Source organism: Vibrio sp. V33_P6A3T137 (assembly GCF_009904835.1).
Lineage (GTDB): Bacteria > Pseudomonadota > Gammaproteobacteria > Enterobacterales > Vibrionaceae > Vibrio > Vibrio metschnikovii.
Genome location: NZ_WXWK01000006.1, coordinates 1 through 17829, shown reverse-complemented (window position 1 = coordinate 17829; position 17829 = coordinate 1). Strand labels below are relative to the sequence as shown.

Sequence of the window (17829 nt, the reverse complement as noted above, 5' to 3'; positions counted from 1 at the left end):
GGTGAATTTTATCTAATTTAAATTGCTTTTCAGTGAATGAGTTCTAATCCGCGTCTAATAAATCAGCAATTAAGGTGTGAGAAAGGATAACTAGAAAGGCGATATCCCCAATCGTGTTAATGGCAACGTTCATGGGGAGAGAAAGGGAATCGCTGATCTGACTGGATTAATGTGGCGAGTTGAGCACAACAACGAGGCTCAATAGACCTTAGTCTTCGAGCAATTTCTGGAGCAAAACGCCATTAAGCATGGCTCGTTTAATCATAGCAAAAGCCCCAATCGTGGGTCGCTTGTCGATCGTTGATGCCACAATAGGTAACTGACGATGAAAAGCCTGTAACGACTGATTTTCAACATTGCGTAGAATAGCCGGAAAAATAACCTCTTGCGCCGCAGTAATATCACCCGCGATGATGACTTTCTGAGGGTTAAATAAGTTAATCGTCATGGCTATTGCTTTACCAAGTTGATTACCGACTTGCACTAGGGCTTGCTTCGCTAGCTCATCATCTTGCAAAGCGTGTTGACAGATATCGTCAATGGTTACTTTAGGCAGATCAGACAAACTTGATTTGTAACCTTGAGCAAGCCGTTTCTTGACACGAGCGACGATGGCTGGATTGCTGGCGACGGTTTCTAAGCAACCGAAATTTCCACATTGACACTGCTCACCAAGAGGATCGATTTGAATATGACCGATTTCGCCAACGTTGCGGTTAGTTCCTAGAAAAACGTGTCCATTGACAATGATTCCAGATCCTGTTCCACGATGCACGCTGACTAAAATAGAATCTTGACAGTCTTGGCTCGCGCCAAAGTAGTGTTCTGCCAGCGCCATGCCACGCACATCATTACCGACAAAACACTCGACATGAAAGTGGTCTCGAATAATATCGCCAAGCCCAAGCGCATCAATTTCAATATTGGGCATATATTCAACAACCCCAAGCTCAGGGTTAACGAGACCGGGTAAGGCAATACCAATCGCAATTAATTGTTTAATATTACTTTGTTGTTGGGCAAGAAAGGCTTTTAAATGATGAATTAACCCTTCGATTAGCTGAGGTTGATGAGCGTAATGAAACTCATAGGAAGAGCAAGCCAGTTCTTGGCCTCCCAAATTATACAGGCCCAACTGAATATAATCGCGACCTAATCTGACGGCGATAGAATGAAATGGTTCGACTTCCGTGGTTAAAGAGATCGCACGTCGTCCACCGGTCGAGGCTTGCTGTGCGACTTCTTTAATCAACCCTCTTTCTAGGAGTTGGCGGGTTATTTTTGTCACACTTGCTGGTGCAAGTTGACTGACATCGGCAACTTGGATGCGCGAAATTGGCCCCTGTTGGTCGATTAAGCGATAAACAGCTGCGCTATTGAGCTGCTTAACGAGATCTACATTACCTATTTGTCCGCCATTCATGATTACTTTTGCTCGTATTGTCCATTCACTACTGTCGCTTTTACATTGAAGTCGCGGTCAAAAATGGTCAGGTTAGCAATATAGCCTGGTTTAATGCGACCTAACGTCTTATCAACACCGATGGCTTTCGCTGGGTATAAGCTGGCCATTCGCAATGCTTCATCTAAAGCGATTCCGACATGCTCAACCGTATTTTGGACTGCTTCAATCATCGTTAAGGCTGAGCCGCCAAGTGTACCGTGTTCATCAACACACTTGCCGTCTCGGTAATATACTTTCTTACCGACAAAAATAAAGTAATCCATTTCAGCGCCTGCAGGAGCTGTGGCATCGGTCACTAATACGAGCTTATCGCCTTTTATTTTGTGAGCAATACGGATGTTAGCGTAATCAACATGAAAACCATCAGCGATGACTCCCGTATAGACTTCGGGTGTGTCATAAATGGCACCAACAACGCCGGGTTCACGACCAGCCATAGGTGTCATTGCATTGAAAAGATGGGTTGCGAAAGAGATTCCTGCAGCAAAGCTTTTACGAGCTTCTGCATAAGTGGCATTGCTGTGGCCGATAGAAACAATAATGCCCGCGTCAACGAGTTGCTCAATATGTCGCAAGTCATTATTTTCTGGTGCTAAGGTAACTTTAGTTACGACATCGTTATTTTGACAAATGAAGTCAATCATCGCTTGATCTGACTGACGAATGAAATCAACACTATGAATGCCTTTTTTCATTACATTCAAGTAAGGCCCTTCTAAATGCAGACCGAGAGATTGATGTGGGTATTTTTTTTGGTACTCACGTTGTGCGCTGATGGCTTGTTGAATATCGTTATCTGACGAAGTAATCAATGTCGGGAGAAAACTAGTACAACCGGATTTTAAGTTCGCCTGATGCATCACTTGGATGGTATCTGCTGAGATTTGATCATTAAACATCACGCCACCACAGCCATTGAGTTGCAAATCAATAAATCCAGGACAGAGATTGGCACCATTGAGATCAACATGATTGATCGCCGATGGAAGTTGATTTATCGGAGAGATAGCTTGAATGAGGTCGTTATCCACGATAACGGCATGATCAGTTAACTTATCACTACCAGTGTAGATTTTGCAGTTTGTGAGCGCATACATAATCAGTTAATCCTTATCTATCGGGGGAGCTTCATTGTGTTGATATCCTTGCGACTTGAAGTCTGCGTACTGTTACTCAAAACGATGAGAGCCATGGTGATTTAGCGGGAGGTTATCGAGGCCAGCCGATAAGTAAATATAGTGGTATGGCCTACTTTTTCTCCCAGTAAGTCGGGCATCTCAACTTCAATTAGTTCGCGAAATATCTATCAATCGTGTGCTTACCAAAATCGTAAGCAAAAATAAGTTTTTGAACACCTTGTTATATAAAGAAATCATCGCTGAATAGGTTATCGATTTAGTCAATAATCTATCTTTGACTGGTGCTTTATAAGCTATCTTCTTGGTTAAGGATAGCGGCAAAGGTTTGTTTTTTTATATGGTAAAATAAGTTTTATGATCCTGCTAGCAAAATTGCTCAATTTCGCTGCTTTCTGGTGATTATGATCACAATTGATAAGGTTTTAATTTGCGGAGCAAAATTAATGGCATAAACTGACAGTGACTAAATTGGGCGATCAAAATAAGTAGCTCAACATATATAAAAATCCTATAGGGGGAACTTAAGGTGAATATTCTTGGATATTTTCAAAAAGTAGGTAAGGCCCTGATGGTGCCTGTCGCGACATTACCTGCGGCAGCCATTTTGATGGGGGTTGGCTACTGGATTGACCCAACGGGTTGGGGTGCAAACTCCGCCTTAGCGGCATTCCTAATTAAAGCGGGTGCAGCGATTATTGACAATATGTCAGTACTGTTTGCAATTGGTGTCGCATTCGGGATGTCAAAAGATAAAGATGGCTCAGCAGCCTTGGCGGGCTTCGTTGGCTTTTTGGTCGTGACAACCCTGCTGTCGCCTGGATCGGTAGCACAGATTCAAGGTATTGATTTAGCCGCTGTTCCTGCAGCTTTTGGAAAAATTAATAACCAATTTGTCGGCATTCTGGTCGGGATTGTTTCGGCAGAAATTTATAATCGCTATTCAACGGTTGAGTTACATAAAGCGCTCGCCTTTTTCTCTGGTAAGCGTTTAGTGCCCATTTTAACCTCATTTGCCGGTATTCTTATCGCCTTCGTACTAATGTACGTTTGGCCTGCCGTTTATGGTGGTTTGGTTTCTTTTGGCGAATCTATCCAAGGTTTAGGTGCGACGGGTGCGGGTATCTACGCATTCTTCAACCGTCTATTGATCCCTGTGGGTTTACACCATGCTCTTAACTCTGTGTTTTGGTTTGATGTTGCAGGTATTAATGATATTCCGAACTTCCTTGGTGGTGCAAAATCGATTGCTGAAGGCGTGGCTATTCCTGGCGTGACAGGGATGTATCAAGCGGGTTTCTTCCCGATCATGATGTTCGGTTTACCCGGTGCAGCGCTGGCTATTTATCATACTTCTACGGCTAAGAATAAAGAAAAAGTAGCAGGCATTATGATTGCGGCAGGTTTTGCTTCCTTCTTTACTGGGGTGACAGAGCCGCTAGAGTTCTCGTTCATGTTCCTTGCTCCTCTACTGTATCTCTTGCACGCGGTACTCACTGGTTTGTCGGTATTTATTGCTGCTTCAATGCAGTGGATCGCTGGCTTTGGTTTCTCCGCTGGTTTGGTCGATATGGTATTATCTTCACGTAACCCGCTAGCCGTACAGTGGTACATGCTGATAGTTCAAGGTTTCGTATTCTTTGTTATCTACTATGTGGTTTTCCGTACCGTAATTTTGAAGTTTGGTTTAAAAACTCCAGGTCGTGAAGATGATGACGAAGCGGTGAGCTCGGTTAAAGGTTCACAAGAGTCTTCTGAATTAGCAAAACAGTACTTAGAAGTGCTTGGTGGCCATGAAAACTTATCGAATATTGATGCTTGTATTACTCGTTTACGTTTAACCGTAAAAGATATGTCAATCATCGATGAGAAACAGTTAAAAGCACTAGGCGCAATGGGCGTGGTTAAATTAGGTACCAATAATTTACAAGTGATTCTTGGTCCTTTAGCGGAAATCATTGCTGGTGAAATGAAATCGATAGATTCCAAATCACAACAATAATCTCTCAATCGCAGAGCGAGCTGAACACTACGGTGAGCGGCCTCGATGGTTGGTGATTATTCTGAAGCCTTCACATTAGTGAAGGCTTTTGTTTTGCTTGCGAAAAGATCTTGATTGACATCGTTAGGGTATAAAACGATAGATTAGGTCACTTATACCGCCAGTTCTGGTAAATATTCGTCTGAAAACCGCAGTTTTTATTGTGAAATAGGGCGGAATTGTGGATGATTGGTGGTAATACCTATGTTGAGTTGGAGATCGCCAGCTCATAACGTAGAAAATCATTTCTGACAATACTACTAAATTTTGAGGTGCTATAGATGAGTGAAGCTGAGGCTCGTCCATCGAATTTCATTCGCCAAATTATTGATAAAGATTTAGCGGATGGTAAACACACTAGCGTACAGACTCGTTTTCCGCCAGAACCGAACGGTTATCTACACATTGGGCATGCGAAGTCGATTTGTCTGAATTTTGGTATTGCTCAAGACTATCAAGGCCAGTGTAATCTGCGTTTTGATGACACCAACCCAGAAAAAGAAGATCTTGAATACGTTGAATCAATTAAGAAAGACGTTAATTGGTTGGGCTTTGAGTGGTCTGGTCATGTTCGTTATTCATCCGATTACTTCGACCAACTGTATTTGTATGCAGTAGAACTGATCAATAAAGGGTTGGCCTATGTTGAAGAGCTGACTCCTGAGCAGATTCGTGAATACCGTGGAACATTAACTCAAGCGGGTAAAAATAGCCCATATCGTGATCGTCCGATTGAAGAAAACCTGGCTTTATTTGAAAAAATGCGTGCTGGTGAGTTTGCAGAGGGCCAAGCTTGTCTTCGTGCAAAAATTGATATGGCGTCTTCATTTATGGTGATGCGTGATCCGGTGTTATACCGCGTGCGTTTTGCCGAGCATCACCAAACCGGCGATAAATGGTGCATTTATCCGATGTATGATTTTACGCACTGTATCTCTGATGCACTCGAAGGCATTACTCACTCATTGTGTACTCTGGAATTTCAAGACAACCGCCGTTTGTACGACTGGGTATTAGACAACATCACCATCGATTGTCATCCAAGACAGTATGAATTTAGCCGCTTAAATCTAGAATACACGGTGATGTCAAAACGTAAGCTCAATCAGCTGGTAGTTGAAAAACTGGTCGAAGGGTGGGATGACCCACGCATGCCGACCATTTCTGGCTTACGACGTCGTGGTTTTACTCCTGCTTCTATACGTGAGTTCTGTAAGCGCATCGGTGTGACTAAACAAGACAATATGATTGAATTTAGTTCTCTTGAGTCTTGTATCCGTGACGATCTCAATGAGAATGCACCTCGTGCTATGGCTGTGCTTGATCCAGTGAAAATCATTATTGAAAACTTTGCTGAGAATAGTGTTGAGCCGCTTACGGTCGCTAATCATCCTAATAAACCGGAGATGGGCGAGCGAGAAGTGCCTTTCACGCGTGAAATTTGGATTGAACGTGAAGATTTTCGTGAAGAAGGCAACAAAAAATATAAGCGTTTGGTCTTAGGTAAAGAAGTACGTCTACGTGGTGCTTATATTATTAAAGCTGAGCGTATTGAGAAAGATCAACAAGGTAACATCACGACGATTTACTGCACTTATGATCCAGAAACGCTGGGTAAAAACCCAGCCGATGGACGTAAAGTCAAAGGGGTAATTCATTGGGTTTCAGCAGATAAAGCCTTGCCTGCTCAATTCCGTTTGTACGATCGCTTATTTACGGTGGCAAATCCTGCTGCGGCAGATAACTTTGCGGCAACAATTAACCCTGATTCATTGATCACCATGCATGGTTTTGTCGAACCAAGCCTGAAGAATGCTCAGCCTGAATTTGGTTATCAGTTTGAACGTATGGGTTATTTCTGCGCAGATATCAAAGACTCTCGACCTGATTCGCTAGTTTTTAACCGTACGGTTGGTTTGCGTGATACTTGGGCAAAAATAGACCAAGAGTAAGCAGTTTTACGTCTATCTACGGTGATTTACATCAAGCCAACCGACTTTTAGGTTGGCTTTTTTATTGGTTTTGTTGCCATGTGATGCCTCGTGGGGGATGTCTGCTTGCTCCTATCGGAATCTTCAAGTAGCTTAGAATCAGGGGCAAGGTAGGAAAAAGGGCGGGTCTGCCAGATATTTGTGTGAGATTCCTGCGATTATTGTAGGTAAGGCACATTTTTTGTATTAGTCCCTATAGTTTTACTGGGGTAATCCGATATATTTAACAGATCGTTGTATTCCCATCTTACTTAACGTTGTAGCGTTGTTAGGCTGCATTAGTTTGGTTTGTTTATGTTCACGGAGATTCACGCACTTGCCGTCTACCTGCATTGTTAAGTTGTTTAGGTTATATTCATTTTTAAAGCACAGAGCTGAGCCTTTTATGCGTCAATTTTTTAAGCGATGGCTGTTGCCATTAACGATCGCCGCCGTGACTCAGACTTCTATCGTTAGTGCAGAAGTCATTCGTCTCATCGGCCCAAACGGTGAAGTGCAATCTGCTCCGCGTTTTAGTCGTGATATGGGACAAATACCCACCAACAATTCTGAGCCTTCACGCTTTTTCGGCCCCACATCGCCCCAAGACACATTGTGGTCTATTGCAACGCAATTAAGGCCATCAGCGAATGTTTCAGTTCAGCAAACGTTGTTAGCTATTTATCGTTTAAACCCTCAAGCGTTTGAAAATCAAAATATTCATAGTTTATTGCCCGGAAGCACTCTGCGGATACCATCGATAGAACAGATTAATCGTGCGTCAACGCAAGAAGCGATCACGATTATGACGGCTCATCAAGCGCGTTTAACGGGGTCACCAGAACCAACGGTCGCGGCTGTCCCAACGCCTGCACGTCCTCCGGTCGCACCACCCGTTACTGAAGCATCACCGGTGGTTGAACCACCGACGCCAAGCGTTGCTCCTGAGCCAATCCCTGCACCCGCGCCACTCACTGACGTTGCGCAAGCCGAACTCCTCGCTTTAGAAGAAAAAAATCATCAGTTACGACTTCTATTGGCACAAATGCAATCTGAGGTGAGTGAGTTAAAACATGAACTGGGTGATGACAATCGAATCCGCGTTGAAGTTGAACGCTTATTAAATGAAGACCGACGCAATAATCAACAAGTTCAGCAAGGCCCTTCTACGTGGGAGCAATTATTATCCAGTACTTGGTTTGTCGCGTTATTAGCACTGATACCCGGTTTACTGATTGCGGGTATAGTCATGCTCTTATTGAGCCGCCGCTCGAAAGCCGATCAGCCAGAGCCGGTTCAATCATCAACAGAAGAGAAAGTCGCTCCGCCACCGGTTGCTCCAGTCTTACCTGAAGAGGGGGAAGAGCTAGGGGACGATGATCTTTTACTTGATGATGATCTCTTCGGTGAATCTGATAGTGGCGAAATATTGTACGGCGATGATATGGCTGAAGAAGAGGATGTCTTTGCTTCTCTTGATGAAGGTGATATGGATTTAAATCTTGACGAAGATGACGATCCTTTCGCTGGTATTGATGACGATGGTGATTTGGATACCAATTTTGCCGACTTAGCGGAAAATCAGCCATCAAGTGATGAACTTGATGAAGAAGATTTTGATCTCGCAGAAGAAGACCCACTGTCTCAAGACGCAATGGATGCTTTATTAGCTGGTGATGAGGATGAGCTTTTATCAGGCAATGAAGTTGATCAAGCGTTACTTGATGAGTTACTCATGGAAGCTGAGGTCGATGATGCGGAGCTTGATTTAGATAGTCAACTTGATGAGCTTAAAGCAGACAGTATTGATAGTGAGCCTGAGCTTACCTCAGATGAAGAGTTGGACTCGCTTTTAGACAGCATTCAATCACAAACGACAGAGTCAGATCAAGCTGATGAAGTATTGGACGACTTATTAGATGGTTTGGTTGGGGACGATCTGGATCTTTCCTTGGACGATGACAGTACCGAATTACTCGATGAATTATTGGTGAGTGAGGAGTTATCAGAACAAGATTTAGATACCGCTGTTGATAAATTACTTGATGAACTACTCGATGAATCTGACGTTGATGAAGCGCTGTCATTTGATCACGACAGCCCGACATTATTAGATGAATGGATTGATGAGCAAGAGCCAAAAGTAGAGAGCAATGAGTCCGTCGAATCTGATCCACAAGAAGCGATCAATGTATCATTGGATGATGGAACCGAGTTTCTCGATGAACTACTCGAAATTGAGCAGCAGGCTGAAGTTGAAGATAGTGAGTTCGATAGCAATAACTTTATCGATGATCTGATCAGTAATGCTCCCGCACAAGATCCGTTACTGGATGATATTCATCTTGAGGATAAGGATGAATCAACGCTTAACCAGCCAGTTGATGAGGAGGAATTTGATTTTGATCCTCAGATTGAAGGGGGCGAAGCGGCTAGCACGAGTGACCCAGAACCGCTAGCGAATGAATTTGGTGTTCCACAAGATGAAGATTGGTTGGTTGATGATGAAGATCCCGAACCGATTGAAGCTTTAGATGCACCATCGCCGAGTATCGATGAGGCCAAACAAGAGGTCTCTGCGCTTGATGGTGAAGTCAACGAACCTTCTACCAAAACCGATACACCTGAAGAAAGACTAGAGGTTGAAGAAGAGGAGAGCACGGACGTTGAATCGAGCTTTGAAAGTGAAGATCAAGCCTCTCTTGCGACCGATGGTGAGCCACAAGCTGCGCAAAGTGACTCTACTGAGTCAGAAGAAGATGAGCCGTTAATCGAGCAAACCGAGATTAGCGATGTTGATCATTTCATCGATGAAGAGCCTGATGCGCCAGTTTTACCAGAAACAGAAGGGCCGCTAAGCATTGATGAGAGTGAACTTGCCGAGTATACCGAGCAAGACGCCTTGGCGGATTTAGACGATGATATTGAGCACCTCGATACTGACTCGGTGACAGAGCCATCGAGCGTTACTACTGATACTGAAGACGCCGATGAGAATGATGCTGTTCAAGCGGAACAGCACGTGCCAAGTGAAGAAGAGTCATTATCCGTTGATAGCGATGAGTTAGAGAATGATGACTCAGATCCAGAGCCGGAAAGCAGCCTTGTTAATCAAGTGGCAGAGCAACCAGAGATACCAGAAGATCAAGCGCCGTCATTTGATTTGGATTCGATGTTAGCAAGTGTTGATGGCGATGATCGGGTTAGTGATATTGAGCAGCTTGAATCCCAGCAGTCTGCTTCTGATAGTGAGGATATCGCCTTTGATGCCGCTCTAGAGACCATTGAGGATCAAGCCCCTGAATCGATAGATGAGAATGGTCAGCATGCTGAACCGTCGGAAGATGGTCCATTAAATATTGATGAAAGTGAGCTTGCCGAGTATACCGAACAAGACGCTTTGGCGGATTTAGACGATGATGTCGAGGTAGTCGATGCGGACTCGATGACAGAGTCATCGAGCGTTACTGCTGATACTGAAGACGCCGATGAGAATGATGCTGTTCAAGCGGAACAGCACGTGCCAAGTGAATTATCCGTTGATAGCGATGAGTTAGAGAATGATGATTTAGACTCAGATCCAGAGCCTGAAAGCAGTCTCGAAAATCAGTTAGCTGAACCAGAAACGCTTGAACAGCAACCTGACACGCAACAAGAGCAAGCATCATCGTTAGATGCGGATGTGGCGGTAGAAAGTGACCACGTTGATGAAGTATTAACTGAATCCGTCGAACCGCCTGAGTTTGCTCAGCCGGACAGTAAAGATCCATCCCGTGATGTTTCTTTAGAATCGATAGTCAATGATGTCGATGACACTATTGTCGAGCCCGATAATAGCCAACCTGATGACTCAGCCCTTGAGCCATCTTCAGAGCAGGAAGACGGTCCATTAAGTTTTGATGAGAGTGAGCTTGCTGAATATACCGAGCAAGATGCCTTAGCCGATACGGAATTTGAAACCGAATCAGAGGTTATTTTTGATGGTGATGAAGATGCTGCTGAACTTGATGACATCATGGCTAACTTTGATCAACAAGAGGAGTTAGAGACACCACATCAGGTTGCTGAACATTCAGACTTGACGGATCAGCAAGACAACGCTTCAATCCCTGCAGAGCCAGAGCCAGAGCCAGAGCCAGAGCCAGAGCCAGAGCCAGAGCCAGAGCCAGAGCCAGAGCCAGAGCCAGAGCCAGAGCCAGAGCCAGAGCCAGAGCCAGAGCCAGAGCCAGAGCCAGAGCCAGAGCCAGAGCCAGAGCCAGAGCCAGAGGATAAAAATGATGAGCCGATTGATTTCGCTACGTTATCCAGTAAAGCGTACAATGAGCAACAATTTACGGATTTATTAAATGATCCAATGGCTCGTCCAATGGATCTGTTTAATTCGCCGTTAGATGCTAAAACCATTGACAGTGCAGGCATGGATATTGATGCCATGTTACAAATGGGCGGAGAAGACTGGAATGGTTTTAGTTTAACCGAGGATCAAAAAGCCGTTATCCCTGATGAGATACCGGAAGAAGATCAAGCGATCTGGCAAGAGGAAATACAAAATCAGCAACCTGAAGTTGAAGTGGAAAATTGGGAAAATCAGGAAGATGTAGTTGATTTTTCACCGGAAAAGCGTGAGTTCATGACCGTTGATGAGTTGATGGCGCAAGTTGAAAGGGATGAAGGTTCGATAAATCCTGATGATGAAGCCCTTAATTTGGATGTCGGTTTAGATGAATTTCCTGATGTACTTGGAGATATCACTGATTTTGATGTTGATAATAATGCCGAAGCGGCCGGTAAGCTTGATCTAGCGAAAATTTACTTGGAAATGAATGACAGTAAAGGCGCAATCAAGTTACTGGAAGAAGCGATCGTTGATGGTGATGATGAAATTCGTCGTCAGGCAAAATACCTTATTGATAGGATCAATGGTCGGCAATAGCCTGTAAAGATGGATGACTTTCGCGGCGTAGGTGTCTTCACGTTGTTTGGCGATCAGTATATACTGCCCGCCCCATTTTCAATGAGAAACAGAACATGAGAATTGCTCTGGGTATTGAGTACGATGGTACCCATTACTTTGGCTGGCAACGGCAACGAGACGTCATTAGCGTACAGGAAAAGCTTGAAAAAGCCCTGTCGATTATCGCGAATCATCCGGTAGAGGTTCAATGTGCTGGACGTACCGATGCAGGAGTGCATGGTACAGGGCAGGTTGTCCACTTTGATACCACAGCTGAACGTAACATGGCTGCATGGACGATGGGCGCTAACGCTAACTTACCGAAGGATATCGCTGTTCGATGGGCGAAAGTGGTTCCCGACGATTTTCATGCTCGTTTTAGTGCGACGGCGCGTCGTTATCGATACGTTATCTATAATCATGCTTATCGCCCAGGGATCCTATCTTCGGGGGTCAGTCATTATCATCCAGAATTAGACGTTCAGAGAATGCAGCTGGCAGGTCAATATTTATTGGGTGAAAATGATTTTACTTCTTTTCGAGCGGTACATTGCCAGTCTCGTAGCCCTTGGCGTAATATTATGCACTTGAATGTTTCTCGCCATGAGCGTTATGTTGTCGTTGATATAAAAGCGAATGCTTTTGTTCATCATATGGTGCGTAATATTGTTGGTAGTTTGATTGAAGTCGGACGTGGAGAGCAAGAGCCACAATGGATAGAGTGGTTATTGGCAGCCAAAGATCGCAAATTAGCTGCCGCAACGGCTAAGGCTGAAGGCTTGTATCTCGTTGCTGTCGATTATCCAGCGCAGTTTGAATTACCCAAAGCGCCACTGGGGCCGCTATTTTTAGCAGAGAATTTGAACTAATTAGGGCAAATAGCTTCCAATACACAGATGCATATTGATTGGGCAAAGAAATAGGTACAACCAGTTTTTTGTCTACAGTTGCGGTTTTGTATGCTTTAATCCCACGCGTTTATGTCTAATTTATATCTTTCGCACTAGCGCGGGAGATGAGAAAGTAAAAAGGTCTTGCATGAGTTGGCTTGAAAAGATTTTAGAAAAAAGCAACATTGTCAGTTCACGTAGAGCGTCTATTCCTGAAGGGGTATGGACTAAATGTACCTCTTGTGAAGAAGTGCTGTACTACGCTGAGTTGGAACGCAATTTAGAGGTTTGCCCTAAATGTAACCATCATATGCGCATGAAAGGGCGTCGTCGTTTAGAGACCTTTTTAGACGAAGATAACCGCGAGGAAATCGCTCAAGAGCTTGAGCCACAAGATAAGCTTAAGTTTAAAGATACTAAGCGTTACAAAGAACGTTTAGCGGCTGCGCAAAAAAGCAGTGGCGAGAAAGACGCACTTATCGTGATGAAAGGGCAGGTGATCGGTGTTCCGGTTGTTGCTTGTGCGTTTGAATTCTCCTTTATGGGCGGATCAATGGGTTCCGTGGTTGGTGCGCGTTTCGTGCGTGCAGTCGATGCGGCGATTGAAAATAATTGCGGGTTAGTCTGCTTTTCTGCCAGTGGCGGAGCGCGTATGCAAGAGGCCTTAATGTCATTGATGCAAATGGCCAAGACCAGTGCAGCGCTGCAGCGTTTAACAGAGAAAGGCTTGCCTTATATTTCGGTGATGACTGACCCCACGATGGGTGGTGTATCTGCGAGTTTGGCGATGTTAGGCGATATTAATATTGGTGAACCGAAAGCCTTGATTGGTTTTGCTGGACGCCGCGTGATCGAGCAAACTGTGCGTGAAGATTTACCTGAAGGTTTTCAGCGCAGTGAGTTTTTGCTTGAACATGGCGCAATAGATATGATCGTCGATCGTCGTGAAATGCGTCAACGTGTGGCGGGATTGTTAGCCAAAATGACCAATCATGCTTCTCCTCTGGTGGTTTCTGTGAACGCAGCGCCAAACGAAGAAACATATTCTGTACCAGAAGCGGATAAAAAAGGGTAAAGTAACCACTAACAAAGCCAAGCATAACCATGGTTCTACGTTAGATGACTCAATACTCTATTCCTCAAGCCACATCGCCACTTACGGTGTGGCTTGATTATTTATCTCATATCCACACCTCGGCCATTGATCTCGGCTTAGAACGTGTTCAAACGGTTGCCGAGAAAGCGCAAATCACCAGACCATCTGCTACCGTCATTACGGTTGCGGGCACGAACGGTAAAGGCTCAACATGCGCCCTAATGGAAAGTATTCTTCTCCAAGCCGGCTACTCGGTTGGTGTGTACAGCTCCCCTCATCTTATTCGTTACAACGAGCGTGTACGGATTAACGGTCACGAACTTCCGGATTCAAAACATACCCAAGCCTTTGCTTACATTGAAACTCAACGTGGTAATACTACATTGAGCTTATTTGAGTTTGGTACTCTAGCCGCGCTGCGTCTTTTTCAAACTGAGCAGGTCGAGGTGATTTTGCTTGAGGTTGGATTAGGTGGACGATTAGATGCAACTAATGTTGTCGAGCATGATGTCTCGGTGATCACCAGTTTAGCGATTGATCATGTGGATTGGCTCGGTGATGACATCAACGTGATTGGCTTTGAAAAAGCAGGTATTTTCCGTTCAGGAAAACCAGCGATTTGCGGGCAACCTTCTCCACCTGCAACAGTGGCGGCTCATGCTGATGATATTAGTGCGACATTCTATCAGGTCGGTATTCAATATTACTATGAGACGTTATCGAGTTCATCATGGCGTTGGCGCAGTGGATCATTTGAACTCAGTGATTTACCGATTCCGACATTGCCTCTTGCCAATGCCGCCACAGCCTTGATGGCGTTAGGCTGCTCTGGACTTGATATTAGTGACATTGATGTGAGCGAAGGATTACGTAAAGCCAATTTGGCCGGACGTATGCAAGTATTACAGACTCAACCGACGATTTTGTTGGATGTGGCACACAACCCACATTCGGCTGACTATCTTGTCTCGCAATTAGAGCAGCGTTATCCACAGCAAAAAGTGCATATGGTGCTCGGAATGTTGCATGACAAAGACATTAAATCGACTATCGAAGCACTGACCCCAGTCGTGAAGGATTGGTATCCAGCTTCTCTTTCTGGTCCTCGCGCCGCAAGTTCACAAGAGTTAGTGCATTATCTAACCCCGACTCAACGTCAATATTCATCGCCAGTGGAAGCTTTTGAAGCTGCGTTGACCAAGGCACAAAGCAATGATGTTATCGTGGTTGCTGGATCCTTTCATACCGTGGGTGAAGTCCTTGAGCATTGGCAAGGTAAAGGAGAATAAATGGCCAGTAAATTTCAAAGCCGCTTAGTCGGTACGATCATTTTGGTTGCGATTGGTGTGATCGTATTACCCGATCTCTTGGACGGTAAAAAAATGCACTATCAAGAAGACGTTGCTAGCATTCCGCTAAGGCCTGAACTCGATAGTGATATTGAACGGTTTGAGATTCTTGATCCCATAGAAGATCAGGTGGCTTTGCCCGACTCTCCAGTCACCGTCACTGAATCGCCTACAGCAATACCGAAAGAGGCAAGTCATCAAACCGTTACGACGACCACACGTCCTGTGATTGAAAAAAATGATTATCAAGATAGCGCTTGGATCATTCAATTGATGGCACTGAGAAATGCAGAAAATGCTAAAAATGTGGTTGCTGACTTACAACGACGTGGTTATCAGGCACACACAAAACAAGAAAACGATTTTACGCGTGTCATTATTGGGCCTGATGTTTCAAAAAGTAAGTTAGAAAATCAGTTAGTGGAATTAGAGAAAATAACTGGCGCTAAAGGTCAGTTACTTAAATTTAAGCCATTAAATCCTTAAGAAAACGTTTGCGTTGCGCATTTTTCTGTTAAAATGCGCGCCAACTTAGAATGTAAGAACTCATGAATTGGTTAGATATTGTCATTTTAAGTGTGATCGGCCTGTCTGCGTTGATCAGCTTAGTTCGTGGCTTTGCGAAAGAAGCGTTGTCATTGGTTATTTGGTTTGCCGCGTTTTATATCGCTTCAGAATACTACGCAAAGTTAGCCGTGTACTTTAGTAACATTAAAGATGAGATGTTTCGTAATGGCTCGGCAATTGCGGTGCTATTTATAGCCACCTTGATTGTTGGAGCGATGGTTAACTACGTCATTTCACAGTTAGTTGATAAGACAGGGTTATCAGGAACCGATAGGATCCTCGGTGTGGTTTTCGGTGCATTACGAGGTGTTTTGATTGTCGCAGCAGCTTTATTTTTTATGGATGCGTTCACCGCATCACCAAACGCAGAGTGGTGGAAAGGGTCGCAACTGGTGCCAGAATTCAGTCGCCTGATTGCTCCCTTCTTCGAACACTTACAAGCAACATCCAGTTTTCTTTCTGGCGCTCACTAAGCGCCAGTTATTGTTGAAAGTCGAGGGTTAAGACATGTGTGGTATTGTTGGAATCGTGGGTACAACGCTGGTGAACCAGTCAATTTATGACGCGTTAACGGTATTACAGCACCGTGGCCAAGATGCCGCGGGTATTTGCACCATAGAAAGCAATCGTTTTCGTCTGAGAAAAGCGAACGGTTTAGTTAAAGATGTCTTTGAAGCTAAACATATGCAACGCTTGCAAGGAACGGTTGGGATCGGCCATGTGCGTTACCCAACAGCAGGCAGTTCGAGTGCATCGGAAGCGCAGCCTTTTTATGTCAATTCGCCTTTTGGTATCACGCTGGCCCATAACGGTAATTTGACCAATGCGACAGAGGTGCGCCAAAAGCTGTTTGAAAAAGATCGCCGCCATATCAACACCACCTCAGATTCAGAAGTGTTACTGAATGTCCTTGCCCATGAAATAGACTCTGTTGAAAGCGAAGTGACGCCGGAAGAAGTCTTTCGTGCTGTCGCCAATGTACATCGTACAATACGTGGCGCTTATGCTGTCGCGGCAATGATCATTGGTCATGGCATGGTTGCTTTTCGTGATCCGAATGGGATTCGCCCGCTTTGTTTAGGTAAGCGTCAAGTGGCTGATCGCACAGAATATATGGTTGCTTCTGAGTCCGTTGCCTTAGATGCCGTTGGTTTTAGCTTTATGCGTGATATCGCTCCCGGTGAAGCAATTTATGCCACCTTTGATGGCCAACTTTTTACTCAGCAGTGCGCTCAAAACCCAGTACTTAATCCGTGCATTTTTGAATACGTTTACTTTGCCCGTCCAGATTCTTTCATTGATAAGATTTCGGTCTACAGCGCACGAGTCGAAATGGGTAAAAAATTAGGCGAGCGAATCAAAGAAAGTTTTAGCGATTTGGAGATTGATGTAGTGATCCCTATTCCTGAAACGTCTTGTGATATTGCACTACAAATTGCCCAAGCGATTGATATTCCTTATCGACAAGGATTTGTCAAAAACCGTTATGTCGGTCGAACTTTTATTATGCCTGGCCAGCAGCAGCGTAAAAAATCGGTGCGTCGTAAGTTAAACGCGATTCGCTCCGAGTTTAAAGATAAAAATGTATTGCTGGTCGATGACTCGATCGTTCGTGGCACGACTTCTGAACAAATCATTGAAATGGCCCGTGACTCTGGTGCTAAGAAAGTCTACCTAGTGTCGGCGGCACCAGAAATCCGTTTCCCTAATGTTTACGGCATTGATATGCCAAGTGCCAATGAGCTGATTGCCCATGGTCGCGATAACGAAGCTATCTGTAAACAAATTGGTGCTGACGGTTTAATTTTCCAAACACTACCCGATTTAATTGAAGCGGTGCGTCTCGGTAATCCTGATATTGCTAAGTTTGAAACGTCAGTCTTTAACGGTGAATATGTGACGGGTGATATTGATCAGCAGTACCTTGATTTTCTCGAATCGATGCGCGGAGATGATGCGAAAACGCTAGCGGAAATTCAACAAGATTTAGCGAACTTAGAGCTGCATAACGAAGGCGCTTAACTGCTTTTATTTGATGAGTTTACCGAATGGATAAAAAAGAGCGCCTAAATTGAGTAATGCCAGTCAGTTAAGCTGACTGGCTTTCTTTTTATTGGGGTATTTCTTTGCCTTTGGTTTTATTGCTCTCGGATATATCCGCTCTTCTCGTTTAATGGGCAAGACATGGTGTATCGCCTCTTCCTGCAAGTGAGTAATGCGCTTAGGGATTGTTCCCGCCGACTCCAACCAGAACCCCAAAATTACGTGAATAATAGAGTGAGCACACGTTGTGAAGCTCAGTTGGTTGGGGTAGATGCCAGGCACAGCTTTAGCCATGTTAACCATCTGATATCTAATAAT

At 44.4% G+C, this 17829-nt stretch carries 11 protein-coding genes and 1 pseudogene; 9 read left to right on the top strand and 3 right to left on the bottom strand.

Translation table 11 applies throughout. From position 1 onward, the window contains the following. Window positions 1-208: 208 nt before the first annotated feature. Window positions 209-1423, bottom strand: coding sequence for a DNA-binding transcriptional regulator NagC (nagC, locus tag CAG60_RS00380; protein ID WP_161438020.1), 1215 nt, complete (start codon window positions 1421-1423; stop codon window positions 209-211). 2 nt (window positions 1424-1425) lie between these two features. After that, window positions 1426-2562, bottom strand: coding sequence for an N-acetylglucosamine-6-phosphate deacetylase (gene nagA, locus CAG60_RS00375; RefSeq protein WP_161438019.1), 1137 nt, complete (start codon window positions 2560-2562; stop codon window positions 1426-1428). 568 nt (window positions 2563-3130) lie between these two features. Here nagA and nagE point away from each other — a divergent pair. The 9 genes from nagE to purF all read left to right on the top strand — a co-directional run bounded on the left by nagE (window position 3131) and on the right by purF (window position 17490). Further along, window positions 3131-4603 (top strand): N-acetylglucosamine-specific PTS transporter subunit IIBC, encoded by a 1473-nt coding sequence (gene nagE, locus CAG60_RS00370; RefSeq protein WP_158144106.1) that lies wholly within the window; start codon window positions 3131-3133, stop codon window positions 4601-4603. A gap of 320 nt (window positions 4604-4923) precedes the next feature. Beyond that, window positions 4924-6594, top strand: coding sequence for a glutamine--tRNA ligase (glnS, locus tag CAG60_RS00365; protein ID WP_161438018.1), 1671 nt, complete (start codon window positions 4924-4926; stop codon window positions 6592-6594). Between the two features lie 424 nt (window positions 6595-7018). Continuing rightward, on the top strand, window positions 7019-11545 hold the full coding sequence (locus CAG60_RS00360; RefSeq protein WP_161438017.1) for a FimV/HubP family polar landmark protein: 4527 nt from the start codon (window positions 7019-7021) through the stop codon (window positions 11543-11545). A 95-nt stretch (window positions 11546-11640) separates the two neighbouring features. Beyond that, the gene (gene truA / locus CAG60_RS00355) at window positions 11641-12435 is read left to right on the top strand and encodes a tRNA pseudouridine(38-40) synthase TruA (protein ID WP_154168693.1); all 795 of its coding nucleotides are present in this window, start codon (window positions 11641-11643) and stop codon (window positions 12433-12435) included. Window positions 12436-12604: 169 nt separating this feature from the next. Continuing rightward, window positions 12605-13531 (top strand): acetyl-CoA carboxylase, carboxyltransferase subunit beta, encoded by a 927-nt coding sequence (gene accD, locus CAG60_RS00350; protein WP_040904527.1) that lies wholly within the window; start codon window positions 12605-12607, stop codon window positions 13529-13531. A gap of 44 nt (window positions 13532-13575) precedes the next feature. Beyond that, entirely contained in the window at window positions 13576-14841 is a 1266-nt protein-coding gene (folC, locus tag CAG60_RS00345; RefSeq protein WP_161438016.1) for a bifunctional tetrahydrofolate synthase/dihydrofolate synthase, read from the top strand. Continuing rightward, window positions 14842-15387, top strand: coding sequence for an SPOR domain-containing protein (locus CAG60_RS00340; protein WP_154168687.1), 546 nt, complete (start codon window positions 14842-14844; stop codon window positions 15385-15387). Between the two features lie 62 nt (window positions 15388-15449). Further along, window positions 15450-15941, top strand: a complete 492-nt coding sequence (locus tag CAG60_RS00335; RefSeq protein ID WP_154168685.1) for a CvpA family protein — start codon at window positions 15450-15452, stop codon at window positions 15939-15941. Between the two features lie 34 nt (window positions 15942-15975). Next, window positions 15976-17490 (top strand): amidophosphoribosyltransferase, encoded by a 1515-nt coding sequence (purF, locus tag CAG60_RS00330; protein ID WP_004395678.1) that lies wholly within the window; start codon window positions 15976-15978, stop codon window positions 17488-17490. Between the two features lie 63 nt (window positions 17491-17553). On the opposite strand, the pseudogene CAG60_RS00325 reads toward purF, so the two are convergent. Next, window positions 17554-17829: pseudogene (locus CAG60_RS00325) on the bottom strand (IS4 family transposase); the annotation flags it as partial.